The organism is Paenirhizobium selenitireducens ATCC BAA-1503 (assembly GCF_900492185.1).
GTDB lineage: Bacteria > Pseudomonadota > Alphaproteobacteria > Rhizobiales > Rhizobiaceae > Allorhizobium > Allorhizobium selenitireducens_A.
Window position 1 is genome coordinate 540418 of record NZ_UEYP01000001.1, and the last position, 15461, is coordinate 555878.

At 63.3% G+C, this 15461-nt stretch carries 15 protein-coding genes and 1 tRNA gene; 9 read left to right on the forward strand and 7 right to left on the reverse strand.

Annotation, left to right across the window (positions count from 1 at the left end; all coding sequences use genetic code 11):
* Positions 1-4: 4 nt before the first annotated feature.
* The 4 genes from RHIZ70P_RS02615 to RHIZ70P_RS02630 form a co-directional block, all read right to left on the reverse strand.
* Positions 5-1525, reverse strand: coding sequence for an ABC transporter ATP-binding protein (locus tag RHIZ70P_RS02615; protein WP_115668806.1), 1521 nt, complete (start codon positions 1523-1525; stop codon positions 5-7).
* A gap of 65 nt (positions 1526-1590) precedes the next feature.
* The gene (locus tag RHIZ70P_RS02620) at positions 1591-2583 is read right to left on the reverse strand and encodes a BMP family lipoprotein (protein WP_115668807.1); all 993 of its coding nucleotides are present in this window, start codon (positions 2581-2583) and stop codon (positions 1591-1593) included.
* A 276-nt stretch (positions 2584-2859) separates the two neighbouring features.
* A complete protein-coding gene (gene msrA / locus RHIZ70P_RS02625) occupies positions 2860-3519 on the reverse strand; it encodes a peptide-methionine (S)-S-oxide reductase MsrA (protein WP_115668808.1) in 660 nt (219 codons plus the stop codon).
* A gap of 51 nt (positions 3520-3570) precedes the next feature.
* Complete coding sequence (locus RHIZ70P_RS02630; protein WP_115668809.1) at positions 3571-3888, reverse strand: hypothetical protein; 318 nt, start codon at positions 3886-3888, stop codon at positions 3571-3573.
* A 203-nt stretch (positions 3889-4091) separates the two neighbouring features.
* On the opposite strand from RHIZ70P_RS02630, the gene RHIZ70P_RS02635 reads away from it, so the two are divergent.
* Positions 4092-4181: transfer RNA gene (locus tag RHIZ70P_RS02635), tRNA-Ser, on the forward strand.
* Between the two features lie 123 nt (positions 4182-4304).
* Here RHIZ70P_RS02635 and RHIZ70P_RS02640 read toward each other — a convergent pair.
* The 3 genes from RHIZ70P_RS02640 to RHIZ70P_RS02650 form a co-directional block, all read right to left on the reverse strand.
* The gene (locus RHIZ70P_RS02640; RefSeq protein ID WP_147293959.1) at positions 4305-5489 is read right to left on the reverse strand and encodes a hypothetical protein; all 1185 of its coding nucleotides are present in this window, start codon (positions 5487-5489) and stop codon (positions 4305-4307) included.
* Between the two features lie 379 nt (positions 5490-5868).
* A complete protein-coding gene (locus RHIZ70P_RS02645; RefSeq protein ID WP_115669047.1) occupies positions 5869-6696 on the reverse strand; it encodes a transporter substrate-binding domain-containing protein in 828 nt (275 codons plus the stop codon).
* 163 nt (positions 6697-6859) lie between these two features.
* Positions 6860-7789: a LysR family transcriptional regulator gene (locus RHIZ70P_RS02650; RefSeq protein ID WP_115668811.1), complete on the reverse strand. Its 930-nt coding sequence runs from the start codon at positions 7787-7789 to the stop codon at positions 6860-6862.
* A 150-nt stretch (positions 7790-7939) separates the two neighbouring features.
* Here RHIZ70P_RS02650 and RHIZ70P_RS02655 point away from each other — a divergent pair, with 150 nt between their 5' ends.
* From RHIZ70P_RS02655 to RHIZ70P_RS02690, 8 genes are all read left to right on the forward strand, one after another.
* On the forward strand, positions 7940-9112 hold the full coding sequence (locus RHIZ70P_RS02655) for an NAD(P)/FAD-dependent oxidoreductase (RefSeq protein ID WP_115669048.1): 1173 nt from the start codon (positions 7940-7942) through the stop codon (positions 9110-9112).
* On the forward strand, positions 9109-9363 hold the full coding sequence (locus RHIZ70P_RS02660; RefSeq protein WP_115668812.1) for a 2Fe-2S iron-sulfur cluster-binding protein: 255 nt from the start codon (positions 9109-9111) through the stop codon (positions 9361-9363). The genes RHIZ70P_RS02655 and RHIZ70P_RS02660 overlap by 4 nt, the downstream gene beginning before the upstream one ends.
* Positions 9356-10693, forward strand: a complete 1338-nt coding sequence (locus RHIZ70P_RS02665; protein ID WP_115668813.1) for an FAD-dependent oxidoreductase — start codon at positions 9356-9358, stop codon at positions 10691-10693. The genes RHIZ70P_RS02660 and RHIZ70P_RS02665 overlap by 8 nt, the downstream gene beginning before the upstream one ends.
* Positions 10690-12108 (forward strand): aldehyde dehydrogenase family protein, encoded by a 1419-nt coding sequence (locus RHIZ70P_RS02670; RefSeq protein WP_235842114.1) that lies wholly within the window; start codon positions 10690-10692, stop codon positions 12106-12108. Before RHIZ70P_RS02665 ends, RHIZ70P_RS02670 begins: the two co-directional genes overlap by 4 nt.
* Before the next feature lie 11 nt (positions 12109-12119).
* Positions 12120-12863, forward strand: coding sequence for a 4-hydroxy-tetrahydrodipicolinate reductase (locus tag RHIZ70P_RS02675; protein ID WP_115668815.1), 744 nt, complete (start codon positions 12120-12122; stop codon positions 12861-12863).
* Positions 12864-12880: 17 nt separating this feature from the next.
* Positions 12881-13804, forward strand: coding sequence for a 4-hydroxy-tetrahydrodipicolinate synthase (gene dapA, locus RHIZ70P_RS02680; RefSeq protein WP_115668816.1), 924 nt, complete (start codon positions 12881-12883; stop codon positions 13802-13804).
* A 191-nt stretch (positions 13805-13995) separates the two neighbouring features.
* Entirely contained in the window at positions 13996-14661 is a 666-nt protein-coding gene (locus RHIZ70P_RS02685; RefSeq protein ID WP_115668817.1) for an amino acid ABC transporter permease, read from the forward strand.
* 18 nt (positions 14662-14679) lie between these two features.
* Positions 14680-15453 (forward strand): amino acid ABC transporter ATP-binding protein, encoded by a 774-nt coding sequence (locus RHIZ70P_RS02690; RefSeq protein WP_115668818.1) that lies wholly within the window; start codon positions 14680-14682, stop codon positions 15451-15453.
* Positions 15454-15461: the final 8 nt, after the last annotated feature.

A 15461-nucleotide genomic window follows, 5' to 3' on the forward strand; every position in this document is an offset into this window, starting at 1 on the left:
AACCTCATGCGGCAATGCCGGCCATCATCAGGCCGAGCGTCTGTTCGGCCGTTTCCGGGCTCTTCTCGCCGACGATCTTGCCGGCGAACATCACCAGCACCCGGTCCGACAGCGAGCGGATCTCATCCAATTCGACCGATACCAGCAGCACCGCCTTGCCGGCGTCGCGCGTCTCGACGATCCGGCGATGGATGAATTCGATGGCGCCGATGTCGACGCCGCGGGTCGGCTGGCCGACGACGAGAAGCTTCGGGTCGCGCTCGATCTCGCGGGCAACGACGATCTTCTGCTGGTTGCCGCCGGAGAAATTGGCGGTCTTCAGCCTGGGATTGGGCGGACGGATGTCGTATTTCTCGATCTCGTCGACGGCGGCCTTGCGCACCGCATCGGGCTTCAGGAATGCACCCCTGCCGTAACGATCGTCGCGGTGATAGCCGAGGATGGCGTTCTCCGCCTCCTCGAAGGCCAGCACCAGGCCCATATGGTGGCGGTCTTCCGGAATATGCGCCAGTCCCATGCGCCTGAGGCGCGCCGGATCAAAGCCGGTGACCGGCTCGCCGCAGAACAGGATTTCACCCGAGGTCGGCTTGCGGATGCCGGTGATGGCCTCCAAGAGTTCGCTCTGGCCGTTGCCGGCAACGCCGGCAATGCCGAGGATCTCGCCGGAGCGCACGTCGAAGGAGACGCTGTCGACCATTGTGACGCCGCGTTGATCCTTGACCGTCAGGTTGCGTACGGAGAGGAAGACCTCGCCGGGCTTGGAATCGCCCTTGTCCACATGCAGCAGCACGCGGCGACCGACCATGAGTTCTGCCAGTTCCTCGACCGTCGTTTCGGACGTCGTGCGGGTGGCGACGATCTCGCCGCGGCGCATGACCGACACCGTGTCGGTGATCGCCATGATTTCGCGCAGCTTGTGGGTGATGAGGATGACCGTCTTGCCCTGGTCGCGCAGCACCCGCAGGATCTTGAACAGGTGGTCGGCTTCGGCGGGGGTGAGCACGCCGGTCGGTTCGTCGAGGATCAGGATCTCGGCGCCGCGATACATGGCCTTCAGGATCTCGACCCGCTGCTGCAGCCCGACGGGGAGTTCCTCGACCACGGCATCGGGGTCGACCTCGAGTTCATAATCGTCCTCGAGCTTCTTCAAGGCGTCGCGCGCCGCATCCGTGCCCTTGCCGAGCAGCGGGCCGCCCTCGGCGCCGAGCATCAGGTTTTCCAGCACGGTGAAATTCTCGACCAGCATGAAGTGCTGATGCACCATGCCGATACCGGCGGCGATCGCCGACTGGCTGTCACGGATGGCGACCGGCCTGCCGTCGATGCGGATCTCGCCGCTGTCGGCGTGGTAAAATCCATACAGGATCGACATCAGGGTCGACTTGCCGGCCCCGTTTTCGCCGATGATGCCGTGGATCGAGCCCTTGGCGACCGTGAGATTGATGTTCTTGTTGGCGTGCACCGCACCGAACTTCTTGTCGATGCCGATCAGTTCGATCGCCGGCGCCTGGCTCTTTTCGTTCATTCCGGTCCCCCAGACATAAAAAGGGCGCAAGGCGGATTGAGCAACCGCCTTGCGCCCGGATCAGATCACTTCGGGCAGGAATTGTCCGACATGTAATCGTGGACCTTGATGGTGCCGGCAATAATGTCGGCCTTGGCCTTTTCGACGGCTGCCTTCATCTCGTCGGTGATGAGCTTGGCATTGTTGTCGTCGAGGGCATAGGCGACGCCGTCTTCCTTGACGCCGAGCGCCTGGACGCCGGCGGTAAACTTGTCACCCTTGCTGTCGGCATAGGCATTGTAGACGGCAAGGTCGACGCGCTTGACCATCGAGGTCAGGACCGACCCCGGATGCAGGTGGTTCTGGTTGGAGTCGACGCCGATCGACAGCTTGCCGTTGTCGGCCGCGGTCTGCAGCACGCCAAGGCCGGTCGCACCGGCTGCCGCATAGATCACGTCGGCGCCCTGGTCGATCTGGTTCTTGGTGAGCTCGCCGCCACGAACCGGGTCGTTCCAGGCAGCGCCGGTGGTGCCGGTCATGTTCTGGAACACCTGGATGTCGGGATTGGCAGCGCGCGCGCCCTGCTCGTAGCCGCATTCGAACTTGCGGATCAGCGGAATGTCCATGCCGCCGACGAAGCCGATCTTGCCGGTCTTCGACGCCATGCCGGCGAGCACGCCGACGAGGTAGGAGCCTTCCTCTTCCTTGTAGACGACCGAACGGACGTTCGGCAGGTCGACCACCGAGTCGACGATGACGAACTGGGTATCGGGGAATTCGGCCGCGACCTTCTCGACCGCCGAGGTCCAGGCGAAGGACACGGCGACGACCGGATTATAGCCCCGCGAGGCGAAGTTGCGGATCGCCTGTTCGCCCTGGGTGTCGCCGGTCGGTTCGAAGTCGCGATATTCGGTGCCCGTCTCGGCCTTGAACTTCTCGGCACCGGCATAGGCTGCTTCGTTGAACGACTTGTCGAACTTGCCGCCCGTGCCGTAGACGAGTGCCGGCTTGACGTCCGCGGCGAGCGCCGTTGCCGACATTGCGGCCAAGGCAAAGAGACTCAAAAGGGTTTTCTTCATTGTGCAGCCCTGTTGTTGCTATTGATCTTGCTGGGTCCTCCCGCAAGCGCTTTGACGCGCCAGTCTGCGGAACCACCGACCCCTTTTCCAAGGGCCTGGCTGGTTTCATCCTTGCATGGCTCTTGGAAAAATTCACCCGATTTTTTTCAACTGGTAAAGAAACATTCGGCGCTTGCCCGCCTCAACCGCGCACGCCGAAAATTCAGCCAGATCAAGGGGCTCGCTGCCGCCGGAACGAGCAGCGGGCGGCTCATGAGGCGACCGGCAGCGGGCGGCTCATGAGGCGACCGGCAGCGGGCAGGTCACCCCAATGCCGCGAAGGCCGCAATAGCCGTCAGGGTTCTTCGCCAGATATTGCTGGTGATAGTCCTCGGCATAATAGAACGGTCCCGCCGGGGCGATCTGCGTCGTCACCGTTTGCTTGCGGCCCGCTGCGATCATCGCCTCCTGGAAGGCATCGCGAACCTTGAGCGCGGTGTCGATGTCATCGACGCTTTCGGCATAGATGGCCGAACGGTAGGTCGTGCCGATGTCATTGCCCTGGCGCATGCCCTGGGTCGGATCATGCGCCTCGAAGAAGATTTTCAGCAGCGCCTCGAGCGTCACCACCTGCGGATCGTAGACGACCTTGACCACCTCCGCATGACCGGTGAGCCCCGTCACGGTTTCCTGGTAGGTGGGATTGGGCGTGAACCCGCCCTGGTAGCCGACCGCCGTGACGTAAACGCCGGGCGTCTTCCACAGCAGCCGTTCGGCGCCCCAGAAACAGCCCATCCCGAGATAGACCGTCCTCGACCCCTCCGGATAAGGTCCCTTCAACGGGCGCCCGGAGACGAAATGCGTCTCGGCGGTCGCGAGCGGCTCCGGGCGGCCGGGAAGCGCGGTCTCGGCGGTGGGCATGGTCATCTTCTTGTTGAACATATCGATCAGGAACATCAGGACTCCTAACGGGCACGGACAGGCCGCGCGGCTGGGGCGGCACAAGGATCAGGCGGCGAAACGGCCGGCCGGCGACGGCTTCTTGTAGCCGACCATCCACAAAAGCAGCGCCAGACCGAGCAGCACCGCGAATGCGGGTTGCGGCAGGAACCAGGCATCGAACATGCGCCAGGCCGACGCGCCGATCTTCGTTTCGACGAAAGCGCGGAAACCGACCAGGGACGCGGGGGCGATTTCCACCCAGGCCAATCGGAGCGGCGTGACGACGAATTGCGACGCCGACACCGAGGCGATCGAATCCATGGTGGCGGCAATCACCGCAACACACAAGGCCCCGAAACTCGCCAGACGAAAGATGAAACGCACCGAACCATTCCCCCATGCAGCTACCCACGCGACCACGGCACCTGCCCCCTGCATGCACCGCCTTCGGGGCGAAGGCCAGCCAATAGATAGGCTTTTGTCCAGGCAAGTCAAAAAACCGTCAGATTTCGGTTGATCGCCGGGAAATCCTCGTTATATATCGCGCCCGACCGGCCGCTTCGCATGACGAGGGTGTCGGCTCCTACGGACAGGTGGCCGAGTGGTTTAAGGCGCACGCCTGGAACGCGTGTGTACGTGAAAGCGTACCGAGGGTTCGAATCCCTCTCTGTCCGCCATAGTTTCCTTTTAAAATACTGAAATAATTGACTTTTTTTAAATTTAACTCAGCCCGTCCCTAACTCTATCCCTCCCTTGCGATGTTTGTTTAAAGCCGCCTTCCCTTCGCCAAGCGATTAGCTCTACCTTTTCCATGAATCAATTACCCGCTCAAAGACTAGCGAGCCCGTGTCTCCCTTTTCCACGGTGAGCAGGACTCTCTGGCCGCTTCTAAGTGCGATAGGAATATCCATCCAGCCGCGTGTTTTGAGAAGGCTGAGATTCTGACGAACAGCATCGTCGAAATCATTGAGCGCGTAAACGAATGTATCGTCTGATAATCGAGCCGGAACGCCGATCAATGCGCTTCCACGATCCGGCTCCGTCCGCTTTAATGCTATCCGCTCTACGACTTGAGCCGGGTCATTGTCTAAATCTAACGGGTAGGAGAATAGAAACCGAATCAAATGGCTTGCCGGAAGTGATGATTCGTTGTTGGGCGCAATCATCAGTTCCAATTCAAGCCGCTTCGAGGGCACCTTAATACTTCCGATAATGCGCTGCTGAAGACCCTTTGTTGGCGATTCTTGCTGACCAATGCTCCATGCGACAGTACCAACAGAGACAGTCGGTTGCAGGCCGTTTCGCTCTTCATAAAGAAACACCCTTTCTTCGACTGGCCGGGGCTTAGGAAGCGGAAGACGAGTTGGTGGGAGAGATGCATCCTTAGTGCCTACATCGCGCGCGCCGGACTGTGCAGACGTTGAAGGGCTCGCAACCTCCACAAGAGTAGCGTGAAGCCCCAAAAGTAATGCATCTTCCATCGTAAGCCATTGCATCGAGGTTGGTGCGGACTGAGTAACGTAGACAACGACCCGGTCTGAAAAGCCAAGCTGACGCAGATAAGCACCGACGAGAGCATTTCCATCGCTGCTAATGGCAGGTTTTCCGTCAGGCGTGGTATAGATGGCATGGAAGCCAATGCGTGAGTTTGGATATAGGAACCGCTCGCGCCCAGCCAACCATATAAGTCCGCAGGAAGACGCGCACACGCCCTTGGTTCCCACCGCTGTCAGAAAACCCTTGATGGAGACGGTCCTGCCTATCTCAATGCCGACGGCAGACAGCCCACCCCGACTGTCGAGAAGCACGACAGCCCGATCAAGAGCAATGGCAATGTTCTTGAACTTCCAGTCATCGCCATCAACCAAATCACCCGTAATGGTTATGAAATTCTGGCCGGATACAACAGCGGTACTTATGTCCGCTGCAAATAGGCGCGGCGTAAGAATCCCCATGGCGATAACGAAAAGAAGAAACCTGAACACGTACACCCCCAAGTATGCGGGGAAAGTACACGGAAAACTTTCGACATGTCCAGAAATCCGAACTTAGAAGCCGACCAAGCATTGCCAGCGCCGCGCGTTCCGACCGTTCGTCCAGAGCCTCGCTTTTGGCCCTAAGCTTCTCATAAGTCCGCCAGTGCATGCCTTTCGGCTTTTCCGGGAAAGGCTCATCTGTGCAAGGTGAGCAGCCGCCGCGGCGGGCGGGTCTTATCCACGTCCTCGTTTTCCTATGGCGCGGCGCACGGGTTTACTGCAGGCGTCGCATCAGAATGCTGGCTTGGTCGAGCGGATCGGCCGCAAAGACGGAAACCCGGCGGTCTCCCGCCGGGTTTCTTCGTCGCGACAGATTGTGTCCTTGCCGTCAGCCGCCGAAGCCGAAGCCGACCGGCATATCGTCGAGAGTGATGCCGAAGGTCTCCAGGCTCTTCAGGATCCAGGTCTGGTTGTTGCCGATGCGGCGATTGTATTCGGCCCAGGCGGAAACGAAGCTCTTGAAGGTTTCGTCGGCACCATAGTTGAGGGCGATGACCGAGGGCGTGGAGAGAACCGGCGTCGGCACCTGAACCGCGCCGATGGTCGGTGCCTTCTTGGCAATGACCAGGCCGTTCAGCATGGTGTTGACCAGCGCATCGGCCTTGCCGGTGGTCACTGCGACGATCGCTTCGTCCCGGGTCTTGAAGCGCAGGATATTGGCCTTGGGCAGATATTGCTGGGTGATCAGGTCCTGGGCCGAGCCGAGGTCGACGGCGAAGGTGTATTTCGGGTCGTTGAGCTCGGTCCAGGTCTTGCCGGCAATCTCCTCCTTGGCGGAGACCAGCACGAAGCTGTTGTAGTAGGTCGGGTCGGAGAAGGAGACCGACATGGCACGGACCGGCGTTGCGGTGACGGCAAAGGCCATGTCCACCTTGCCGCTCTGCACGTCGAGAATGGCGTTGGCCCAGCTGGATTCGACCACTTCGAGCTTGACGTCCAGGGTCTTGGCGATGTCGTTGGCCATGTCGAGCACGAAGCCCTGCCATTCGCCGGTGCGGGGATCCTTGTTGAAGTAGGGCGTCTCGTTGAGGATCGCCGGAATGCGAAGCACGCCGCGGGCGCGGATATCTTCGATGGTTCCGGCCGAAGCGGCCGTGCCGGCCAGCAGCGACAGCGCGATTGCGGCTGCGCCACAGATCTTTGAAAGCAATTTCATGGTCTGGTTCTCCATTGTTCCCCGGAATCTCGTTGATGTCCGTCTCCCCGAAGCCGTGCTTGAGGCTCGCGGGCTCACCGGCCGGAAATCAGCCTATCCGCGAATCGATCGGGAACAATGCTAGAGAGTCCGAGCCACTTATCGGCTTTTTTATATGTCGTGGTCAGACCGGCGGCAGGGAGAGTTCGCTGCTGCGCGGCGGATCGAGCACCGGGCCAACCAGTTCGCGGCGGCAGTCCTCGAACAGCTGCTGCACCATCGGGTGCTTCTGCAGGAAGCCGGCATTACCGAAATAGACCCGCACTTCCGGGAGGTTGGTGAGCTTTGTGCTGCGGATCGACACGTCTTCCGGACCGACGCACCAGGAGGGAATGATCGAGAAGCCGAGACCCTCCTCGACGCAGCGCTTCACACTGGAACTGCCGGAGGTGGAGACGGCCGGCTGGACGATCGCCCCGTCGCGGCCGAGGAAGTCGACCGCCAGGTTGCGAAGTGTCTGGCCTGGCTCGTAGGTGATGAAGGGGCGGCCCTCGGCCCAGCGGGGAATGTCCTGTTGCGCGGGCGGCTCGCCCCAGGCCTCAGGATAGACGAGGCTCAGCCGATAGCTGCCGAGCAGGCGCTGCGGAACGACCGGATCGCCGAAATAGCGTTCGGAAATGCACACGTCCAGACTGCCATTCTTGACGAGTTCGGCGAGCACCGTATCGCGCTCGTAGACGGCGAACTCCATTTCGGGAAAGGCCTCGCGGAACCGCGAAAGCACCCGCGGGAACAGATAGAAGAAGATCGCCTGGGGCATGCCGACGCGCAGCGACGAGCGCTGGTTCTCGATCAGCTTGGTCAGCCGCTCCAGCATGATGTCGAGCTCGGGATGAAGCAGGCTGTAGAGCGCCCGTCCGCGCGGGGTGAGCGAAATGCGCTTCGCCCCCTGCTCGGAATCGATCAGCTTTCCCTGCAGGATCTGCTCCAGTCGCCGCACATGATTGGCCGCCGACTGATAGCTGAGGTTGAGATCGCGCGCCGCACCGGAAAACGAGCCGTGCCGTGCCACCTGATAGAAAGTCTGGATGAGTGTGAGGCTGATCTTGGCCATGGAGCGGGTCCCCCTCCTTCTCTGTTAAGGGGTCGGGACTTTGTAGCGGATACAAATTTCGTGAACAAGCAAGGCCGTCATCTTGTATCGACGGTCAAGCCCTGCCGCCGCCAATATTGGTCGACAACCAACAAGGCCGGCCAAGAACCCATGCAATCCCGCCCCCCATCCAGTGCGATCGTCGTCGGCTCCGGCATCGTCGGAGCAGCCACGGCCTATTTCCTGGCCAAGCGCGGCATCGCCATCCGGCTCATCGATGCCTCGGCCCCGGCGGCGGAAGCGACGGGGGCCGCCGACGGTGCCGTGTCAGTTGCCAGCAAGCGACCGGGACCGATGATGGCCGCGGCGCTCAAGGGTGTCGCACTCTATGGCGAACTCGCCGACAACGGCCTGCTTTCCGGCGCCTTCAAGCGCCGCTCGACCTTCATCGTTGCGGCATCGGACGAGGAATGCGCCGTGCTCGAGGCCCATTCGGCGGCTCTCGCGGGCGCAGGCGTCAGGGTCGAGATGCTGTCCGGAACCGATCTGCGCCAAGACTTCCCGGCTCTCTCGCCGCAGGCGAAGATGGCGGTCGAGGTGCATGGCGAGGGCCATGCGATCGGCTACCAGATCGTCCACCGACTGCTGACGGCTTCCGGTATCGTGGTCGAGCGCGATATGCGGGTCGAGGGATTTCAGCTTGAGGACGGCGGCAGGCGCATTGCGGGGATAACGACGAACCGCGGCTCGCTCACCGCCGACGTGGTCGTGATTGCCGCAGGCAATGGCTCGGCGAAACTCCTCGGGTTCTCCGGCATACTCACACCGCGAAAGGGCCAATTGCTGGTGACGGAACGGGCACCCGAGCTCAACGCCGCCATGCGTGGCGCGATCATGTCGGGTCGCTACCTGCTCAGCAAGGGCAGCCAGAAGGCCGGCCATACGCCGCCGCGGGGGCTGGGGCTGGTGATCGACCCGCTCGTTACCGGCCAGTTCCTGATCGGCGGCACGCGCGAGGATTTCGGCAAGCGCGAAACCAACGACATCGACGCGGTCTCGCGCATTCTCACCGATGCCGTGGCGCTTGTTCCGGGCCTTGCGGGCGTCAGGCTTCTCAGGAGTTTTGCCGGCGTGCGCACCGCCGTTGTCGACGGCCTGCCGCTCGTCGGCAGAATTCCCGGCCTGGAGAACGGATATGTGGCGACCGGCTTCGAGGGCGACGGCATCTGTCTCGGCCCGGTCACCGGCAAGTCGATCGTCCAACTGATCTGCGGAGAGGAACCGGACATCGATCTTTCGTCCTTCGATCCGTCCCGGTTCGCCGGCCAGGGAGAGGCCGCATGACCGGGCAGAGTTTCGACTGGATGGGGCGGAGAATTCCCTTCCGCACCGGAGAAAGCCTTGCGGCAGCGCTGGAGGCCGCCGGCATCCTGACCTTCGGCCCCGACACGCTCGGCCAGGAGACGCGCTATTTCTGCGGCATCGGCGCCTGCCAGTGCTGCCTGCTGCGGGTCGACGGGGTGGTCCGGGAAGCGTGCATCACACCGGCCAGGGCGGGCATGCAGGTGGAAGCGCTGGAGAGACGCCATGATTGAGCCCGATGTCATCATCATCGGCGGCGGTCCGGCCGGGCTTGTGGCCGCGACCGAAGTTGCTCGTTCCGGCCACACGGTCGAACTCGTCGAACAGCGCGAGAGCCTGGGTGGTGCGATCCATCGCCAGCCGATCGAAGACGTCCAGCCGATCCACCAGGCGGCTGGCCCCAAGGCCCGCTGGCAAACCCTCGCACAAGCCTTCTCGGCCGCGCGCATTCCTGTGCGTCATGCTTCGGTTTTCCTCGGCGTCGACGGCGACGGACGGGTGTTGATCGAGAACCGACGCACCGGCCGGGTCGAACAATTGGCACCCAAGGCCGTCATTCTCGCGATCGGCGCGGTCGAAAAGGTCTATCCGCGGCCCGGCTGGCAGATGGCCGGGGTTTCGACTGCCGGCGGGTTGCAGGTGATGATGAAGGAGACCGGACTTGCTCCGCAAGGTCGCGTCCTGCTGGCCGGCAGCGGGCCGCTTTTGATCGCGGTGGCAGCGCAAATGGCGCGGCTCGGCAATCCGCCGGTGGCGATCGTCGAGGCCGGCGATCCAATGCGACAGGTCGGACCAGGGTTTGCCATGCTCGGCCACGCCGCACTCCTGCGCGAAGCGGCCGCCTATCTCGCGGACATTAATCTTCGCCGCATTCCGTGGATGCGCGGCACGCAACTGATGACGATCGAGCGCGATGGCGCGGGCCTTCAGACGATCGTGCGGCGGCGTGATGGCAGCGAGCGGCGGATCGCGGTCGATCGCATCGGTCTGCATGACGGCATTCGTCCCAACGATTTCGGCCTGCCGAACGAGGGGACGGAACCGACGTCCGGACCTTTGATCCTCAGGGCCGGGGATTGTCGAGAGGCGCTGGGCGCTTTCGCCGCCGAGGCGGATGGCCGCCGGGCGGGCCGCGCGGTCGTGGATATCCTGTCGGGGAAGCGCGACCGCGCAGAGTTCGACCGGACAATCGGCCGCGCTCGCATGGCGCAGGCGACCCTGGCCGCACTGTTTGCCCCGCTTGATCCGCGACCGCCCCTGGTCAGCCTGCCGGACGACACCGTCCTCTGCCGCTGCGAAGGCAAGACGGTCGGCGACTTGCGCCGGCTCTGCGACCGTGAGGACCGCCTGACGGGCCGGGAGGTCAAGCACAATGGCCGCTTTGCCATGGGCGCCTGCCAGGGCCGGTTCTGTGCCGCCAACACTGCGGCGCTGATGGCCGAGCTCAAACCGGATGTCACCGCACCTGCGCCCGAGGATCTGACCGGCCGCCGCTGGCCGGTCCGGCCGATCTCCATAGCGGCGCTGACCGGCGCCACTTCCCAGAACACTGAAAACGAATGACGAGGTTTACCGACATGACGCAAGCCAAGCGCCTGATCCTTGAGACGAGCAATGCGATCCTGGTCCGCAACCCCTTCGACGGCACAGCGGTCGGCGAGATCGCCGTGAGCTCGACCGCCGAGATCACCGCAGCCGTGATCCGCGCTAAGGCGGCGCAGCACGATTTTCGCCGCTCGACCCCGGCCGTGCGCCGCGCCATGCTGAACGCGCTCGCAGCCGAAATCGCCGGGGATGCGGAGAATCTCGCCCGCATCATCTCGAACGAGATGGGCAAGACCATCCGCGAGGCGCGCAACGAGGTGCGCCGGGCGCAGAATACGCTGAAGCTTTCGGGCGATGCCGCGACCTTCCTCGACGGCGAGGCGCTGCACTGCGCGATCGTCGAGGGCGGTGCGGACCGGCTGGCGACGATCACCTACGAGCCGGTCGGCGTCGTCGGCGCGATCACGCCGTTCAACTACCCACTCAACCTGCTCTGCCACAAGCTGGGCCCGGCGATCGCCGCCGGCAATGCCGTGGTCGCCAAGCCGTCTCCCAAGGCGCCGCTGGCCGCCCAGCGCTTGCGCGAGCTGGCGCTGAAGGCCGGCTGGCCGGCCGACCTGTTCCAGATCGTTCATGGCGCGGCGGAGGCTGCCGTGTCGCTCGCCCGCTCGCCGATCGATCTTCTGTCGTTTACCGGCGGGCCGGGTGCCGGCCTTGCGCTCAAGAATGCCAGCGGGCTCATTCGCTGCCTGATGGAACTGGGAGGCAACGATCCGCTGTTCGTGCTGCCCGACGCCGATCTCGACAAGGCGGTTGCCACCACCATCGGCCACCGCTTCGAGATCGCCGGACAGAGCTGCGCCGCTGTCAAGAAGCTCTACCTGCACAAGGACATCGAGAAGGTCTTCACCGAGAAGCTGCTTGCCGCCGTCGACGCCGTCGAGTTCGGCGATCCGTCGAAGGACGATACCGACATGGGCACGGTCATCGACCTGGCTGCGGCAAAGGCCGTAGCCGAACGCGTCACAGCCAGCATCTCCGGCCATGGCGGCAAGCTGCTGACCGGCGGTACCCATGACGGCACGGTCTTTGCGCCGACGGTCATCTCGGAAGTCGCCGTCGATGCGCCGGTGATCGCCGACGAGACCTTCGGCCCGATCATCGCCATCCGCAGCTTCACCGACCCGCACGCCGCGATCGCCGAGGTCAATGCCGGCGCCTATGGTCTGCAGGCCGGCGTCTTCACCAACGACCACGCTCTCATCAAGACCTTCTCACGCGACCTTGTCGTCGGCGGTGTGATGATCAACGAAGGCCCGGATTTCCGCGCCGAGCACGTGCCCTTCGGCGGCGTCAAGCGCTCCGGACTTGGCCGCGAGGGTGTCCGCATAGCGCTGCGCGAAATGTCGGAGCCGAAGGTCGTGATCGACTGAGGAGCACTGCCATGCGTATCGCCATCATGGGAGCCTCGGGCCGGGTCGGGACCCGGCTCGTCGAACTGGTCCTCGCCAATCCGGGGCTGGAACTTGCAGCCGCCCTGGTCTCTCCCGGATCGCGCCTTGTCGGCATACCGGTCGCCGGCGGCAGCATCGAGTACCGCCCGGCAGATGCGGCGATGAAGAACCATTGCGATGTGATGATCGATTTCTCGGCCCCGGCCGCGAGCCTCGCCCTGCAGGAGGAAATCGGCACAAAGGCGATCCCGATGGTGATCGGCACCACGGGTTTCACAGCTGAGGAAGATCAACGGCTGACCGCGTCCTGCGTCTATCGGCCGATGCTCGTCAGCGCCAACTTTGCCCACGGCTTCGAAGCCTTCCGGCTGGCGGCCCTGGACTTCGCACGGCGCATGCCGGACGCCGAGGCAACCGTCAGCGAAATCTACCATGCCCGCAAGAAGGCGGAACCGTCCGGCACCTCGCGCCTTCTGGCGCGCCAGCTGTTCGAGGCACGCAGCCGCGCCATGGGCTTTGCCGCCCCCCAACCGGCAATCACCGTCCACCGCGAGGGCGACACGGTCGGCGTGAACGAGGTGCGCTTCGATTTGGGCTCGGCCGAGGCCAGCTTCACCTACCGGGTTCACACACTCGCAGCCTATGCGGAAGGCGCGCTTGCTGCCGCCCAATGGCTGGTTTCCACACCGCGTCCCGCCGGCCGCTACAGCCTGGCGGACAGCCTGAACGACTGATGATAATAGAGAGGAACATGACCATGCAGGACCTTCATCAACGCTTCAACGGCGTCTTCACCGCCCTCATCACGCCCTTCAAGGACGGTGCCGTCGATACCGCAGCCTATGACGCCCTGGTCGAGCGCCAGATCGAAGCCGGGGTCGCCGGTCTCGTTCCGGTCGGAACGACCGGTGAGGCGGCGACGCTTTCCGACGAAGAGGCCGACGCACTGATCGCCGGCACCGTGAAGCTCGCGGCCGGGCGTGTCCTGGTGATGGCGGGCGCCGGCGCCAACGACACGAAGAAGACGATCGACAAGGTCAAGCGGGCCGAGCAGGCCGGCGCCGATGCGGTGCTGATCGTCACGCCCTATTACAACAAGCCGACCCAGGCGGGCCTTGTCGCGCATTACGGCGCGGCGGCTGAGGCGACCTCGCTGCCGGTCATGCTCTATTCGGTTCCCGGACGCTGCGGCGTGGAGATTGCGCCGGAGACCTGCGCAGTCCTCATGGCAAAGCACGACAACATCATCGCGATCAAGGAAGCCGGCGGATCGGCCGCCCGCGTCACCCAGTTGCGCGCCGCCTGCGGCGACGGGCTGATCATCCATTCGGGCGATGACGGACTGACCCTGCCCTTCCTGTCGCTGGGCGCCGTCGGCGTCACCAGCGTCGTCGCCAATGTCGCGCCGCGCGAGATGGTGCAACTGGTCGAAGCCTGGAAGGCAGGCGATACGGCGCGGGCGCTGGCCCTGCACGAACTCGTCGCCGAACTGACCGACGGCATGTTCATCGAATCCAATCCGGGGCCGGTCAAGGCGGCGCTGGCGCTCTCCAACCTCGCCGGGCCGGAGATGCGCCTGCCGATGGTTCCAGTCTCGCCGGCCAACCGCGAAAGGCTCGCCGGCATTCTCGGCCGCTTCGCCTCCGCCTCGGCCGCCTTCCAAGAAATGCGGTAAGCGGCGGCATCAGCTTTGCATTGTCCGTGGCGAACGGACGTAGGACTATCCACCGTCGGCTTCCGGCCTCGTTCGGCAGCCGACGAAAAGACCAGGGGAACAAGAATGACAAACAGGACTGACGTGTACCGGTGTCGCCGATGCGGGCATCATCCGTCTTTCCCGGCGGACAAGACCGCAAGAGGTGGCCGATGAGTTACAACTGGGACTTCCATTCCGTATGGCAATATTGGGACCTCTTTCTCTGGGGTCTGTGGATCACCGTCCTCTACACCTTCGGCTCGATCTTCTTCGGCGTGCTGATCGGTTTCCTCACCTGCGCGGCACGGCTGTCCGGCTGGAAAATCCTGTCCGGCATCGCCCGGGTCTACCAGGAGATCTTCCGCTGCACGCCTCTCCTGGTCCAGCTTCTGTGGTTCTACTATGCGTTTCCCTTGCTGGTCGGGACCTCGATCGACAACCGCATCGCGGCCATGCTGACCCTGTCGCTCTATGTCGGCGCCTTCTATGCGGAAATCTTTCGGGGCGGGATCGTGTCGATCGACAAGGGACAGCGCGAGGCCGCCTCGGCGATCGGCATGAGCCCGTGGCAGTCGATGAGCCGGATCATCCTGCCGCAGGCGATGAAGCGGGTGCTGCCGTCCTTCATCAACCAGTCGGTCATCCAGTTCAAGAACACCTCGCTGGTCTCGGTCATCTCGGTCGCCGATCTCGCCTACATGGCGGCGGTGGTGAACGGCCAGACCTACCGACCGCTGGAATCATACACGCTCATGGCCGGGCTCTACATCGCCATGCTTTTGCCCCTCACCCAGGCTGCGGACTGGATCGAACGACGCCTCAGGGTCAGCGATTAACGGAACGGAAGCACGGACATGACACAGAACTCCACACCAAAGGCACCCGTGATCGAAGCTTCCGCTCTGCGCAAGAGCTACGGAACGCTCGAAGTCCTCAAGGGTCTCGATCTCAGCCTCGAGCGCGGTGAGGTCGTCGCGCTGATCGGCCCTTCCGGGTCTGGCAAGTCGACCTTCATCCGCTGCCTCAACATGATGGAAATCCCGACCGGCGGCACGATCCGCTTTCGCCAGAAGGCGGTCGGCGAACGATTTCGCGACAAGGGCGACGAGATCGGCATCGGCACGCTGCGCCGCCATGTCGGCATGGTGTTCCAGCACTTCAACCTCTTTCCGCACAAGACCGTGCTGCAGAACGTGACCGAAGGCCCGATCGTCGTGTGCAAGCGACCGAAGCGCGAGGCGGAAGAACTGGCCATGGACCTGCTCGCCCAGGTGGGACTTGCGGAAAAGCACGCCGCCTATCCGAACCACCTGTCCGGCGGCCAGAAACAGCGCGTGGCGATCGCCCGGGCTCTGGCCATGGAACCCGAGGTGTTGCTGCTCGACGAGGTGACCAGCGCGCTCGATCCGGAGCTGGTCGGCGAGGTTCTCGCCGTCATTCGTGGCCTGACGGAGAAAGGCATGACGATGGCAATCGTCACCCATGAAATGGCCTTTGCCGCCGACGTCGCAAGCCGTGTCCTGTTCCTCGACCAGGGCGTGATCGCCGAGACCGGCACCGCCGAGGACGTGATCCTCAATCCGCAGAACCCGCGCCTTCAGGGCTTTGTTCAGCGGTTCAAGGGCTGAACATCATC

What these genes read in the sequence shown, in the direction of transcription:
- RHIZ70P_RS02685 (WP_115668817.1), top strand. Translation starts at nt 13,996, where the DNA reads ATGAGTTACAACTGGGACTTCCATTCCGTATGGCAATATTGGGACCTC.
- dapA (WP_115668816.1), top strand. Translation starts at nt 12,881, where the DNA reads ATGACCATGCAGGACCTTCATCAACGCTTCAACGGCGTCTTCACCGCC.
- RHIZ70P_RS02615 (WP_115668806.1), bottom strand. Translation starts at nt 1,525, where the DNA reads ATGAACGAAAAGAGCCAGGCGCCGGCGATCGAACTGATCGGCATCGAC.
- RHIZ70P_RS02650 (WP_115668811.1), bottom strand. Translation starts at nt 7,789, where the DNA reads ATGGCCAAGATCAGCCTCACACTCATCCAGACTTTCTATCAGGTGGCA.
- RHIZ70P_RS02660 (WP_115668812.1), top strand. Translation starts at nt 9,109, where the DNA reads ATGACCGGGCAGAGTTTCGACTGGATGGGGCGGAGAATTCCCTTCCGC.
- RHIZ70P_RS02665 (WP_115668813.1), top strand. Translation starts at nt 9,356, where the DNA reads ATGATTGAGCCCGATGTCATCATCATCGGCGGCGGTCCGGCCGGGCTT.
- RHIZ70P_RS02655 (WP_115669048.1), top strand. Translation starts at nt 7,940, where the DNA reads ATGCAATCCCGCCCCCCATCCAGTGCGATCGTCGTCGGCTCCGGCATC.
- RHIZ70P_RS02670 (WP_235842114.1), top strand. Translation starts at nt 10,690, where the DNA reads ATGACGAGGTTTACCGACATGACGCAAGCCAAGCGCCTGATCCTTGAG.
- msrA (WP_115668808.1), bottom strand. Translation starts at nt 3,519, where the DNA reads ATGTTCCTGATCGATATGTTCAACAAGAAGATGACCATGCCCACCGCC.
- RHIZ70P_RS02675 (WP_115668815.1), top strand. Translation starts at nt 12,120, where the DNA reads ATGCGTATCGCCATCATGGGAGCCTCGGGCCGGGTCGGGACCCGGCTC.
- RHIZ70P_RS02645 (WP_115669047.1), bottom strand. Translation starts at nt 6,696, where the DNA reads ATGAAATTGCTTTCAAAGATCTGTGGCGCAGCCGCAATCGCGCTGTCG.
- RHIZ70P_RS02620 (WP_115668807.1), bottom strand. Translation starts at nt 2,583, where the DNA reads ATGAAGAAAACCCTTTTGAGTCTCTTTGCCTTGGCCGCAATGTCGGCA.
- RHIZ70P_RS02690 (WP_115668818.1), top strand. Translation starts at nt 14,680, where the DNA reads ATGACACAGAACTCCACACCAAAGGCACCCGTGATCGAAGCTTCCGCT.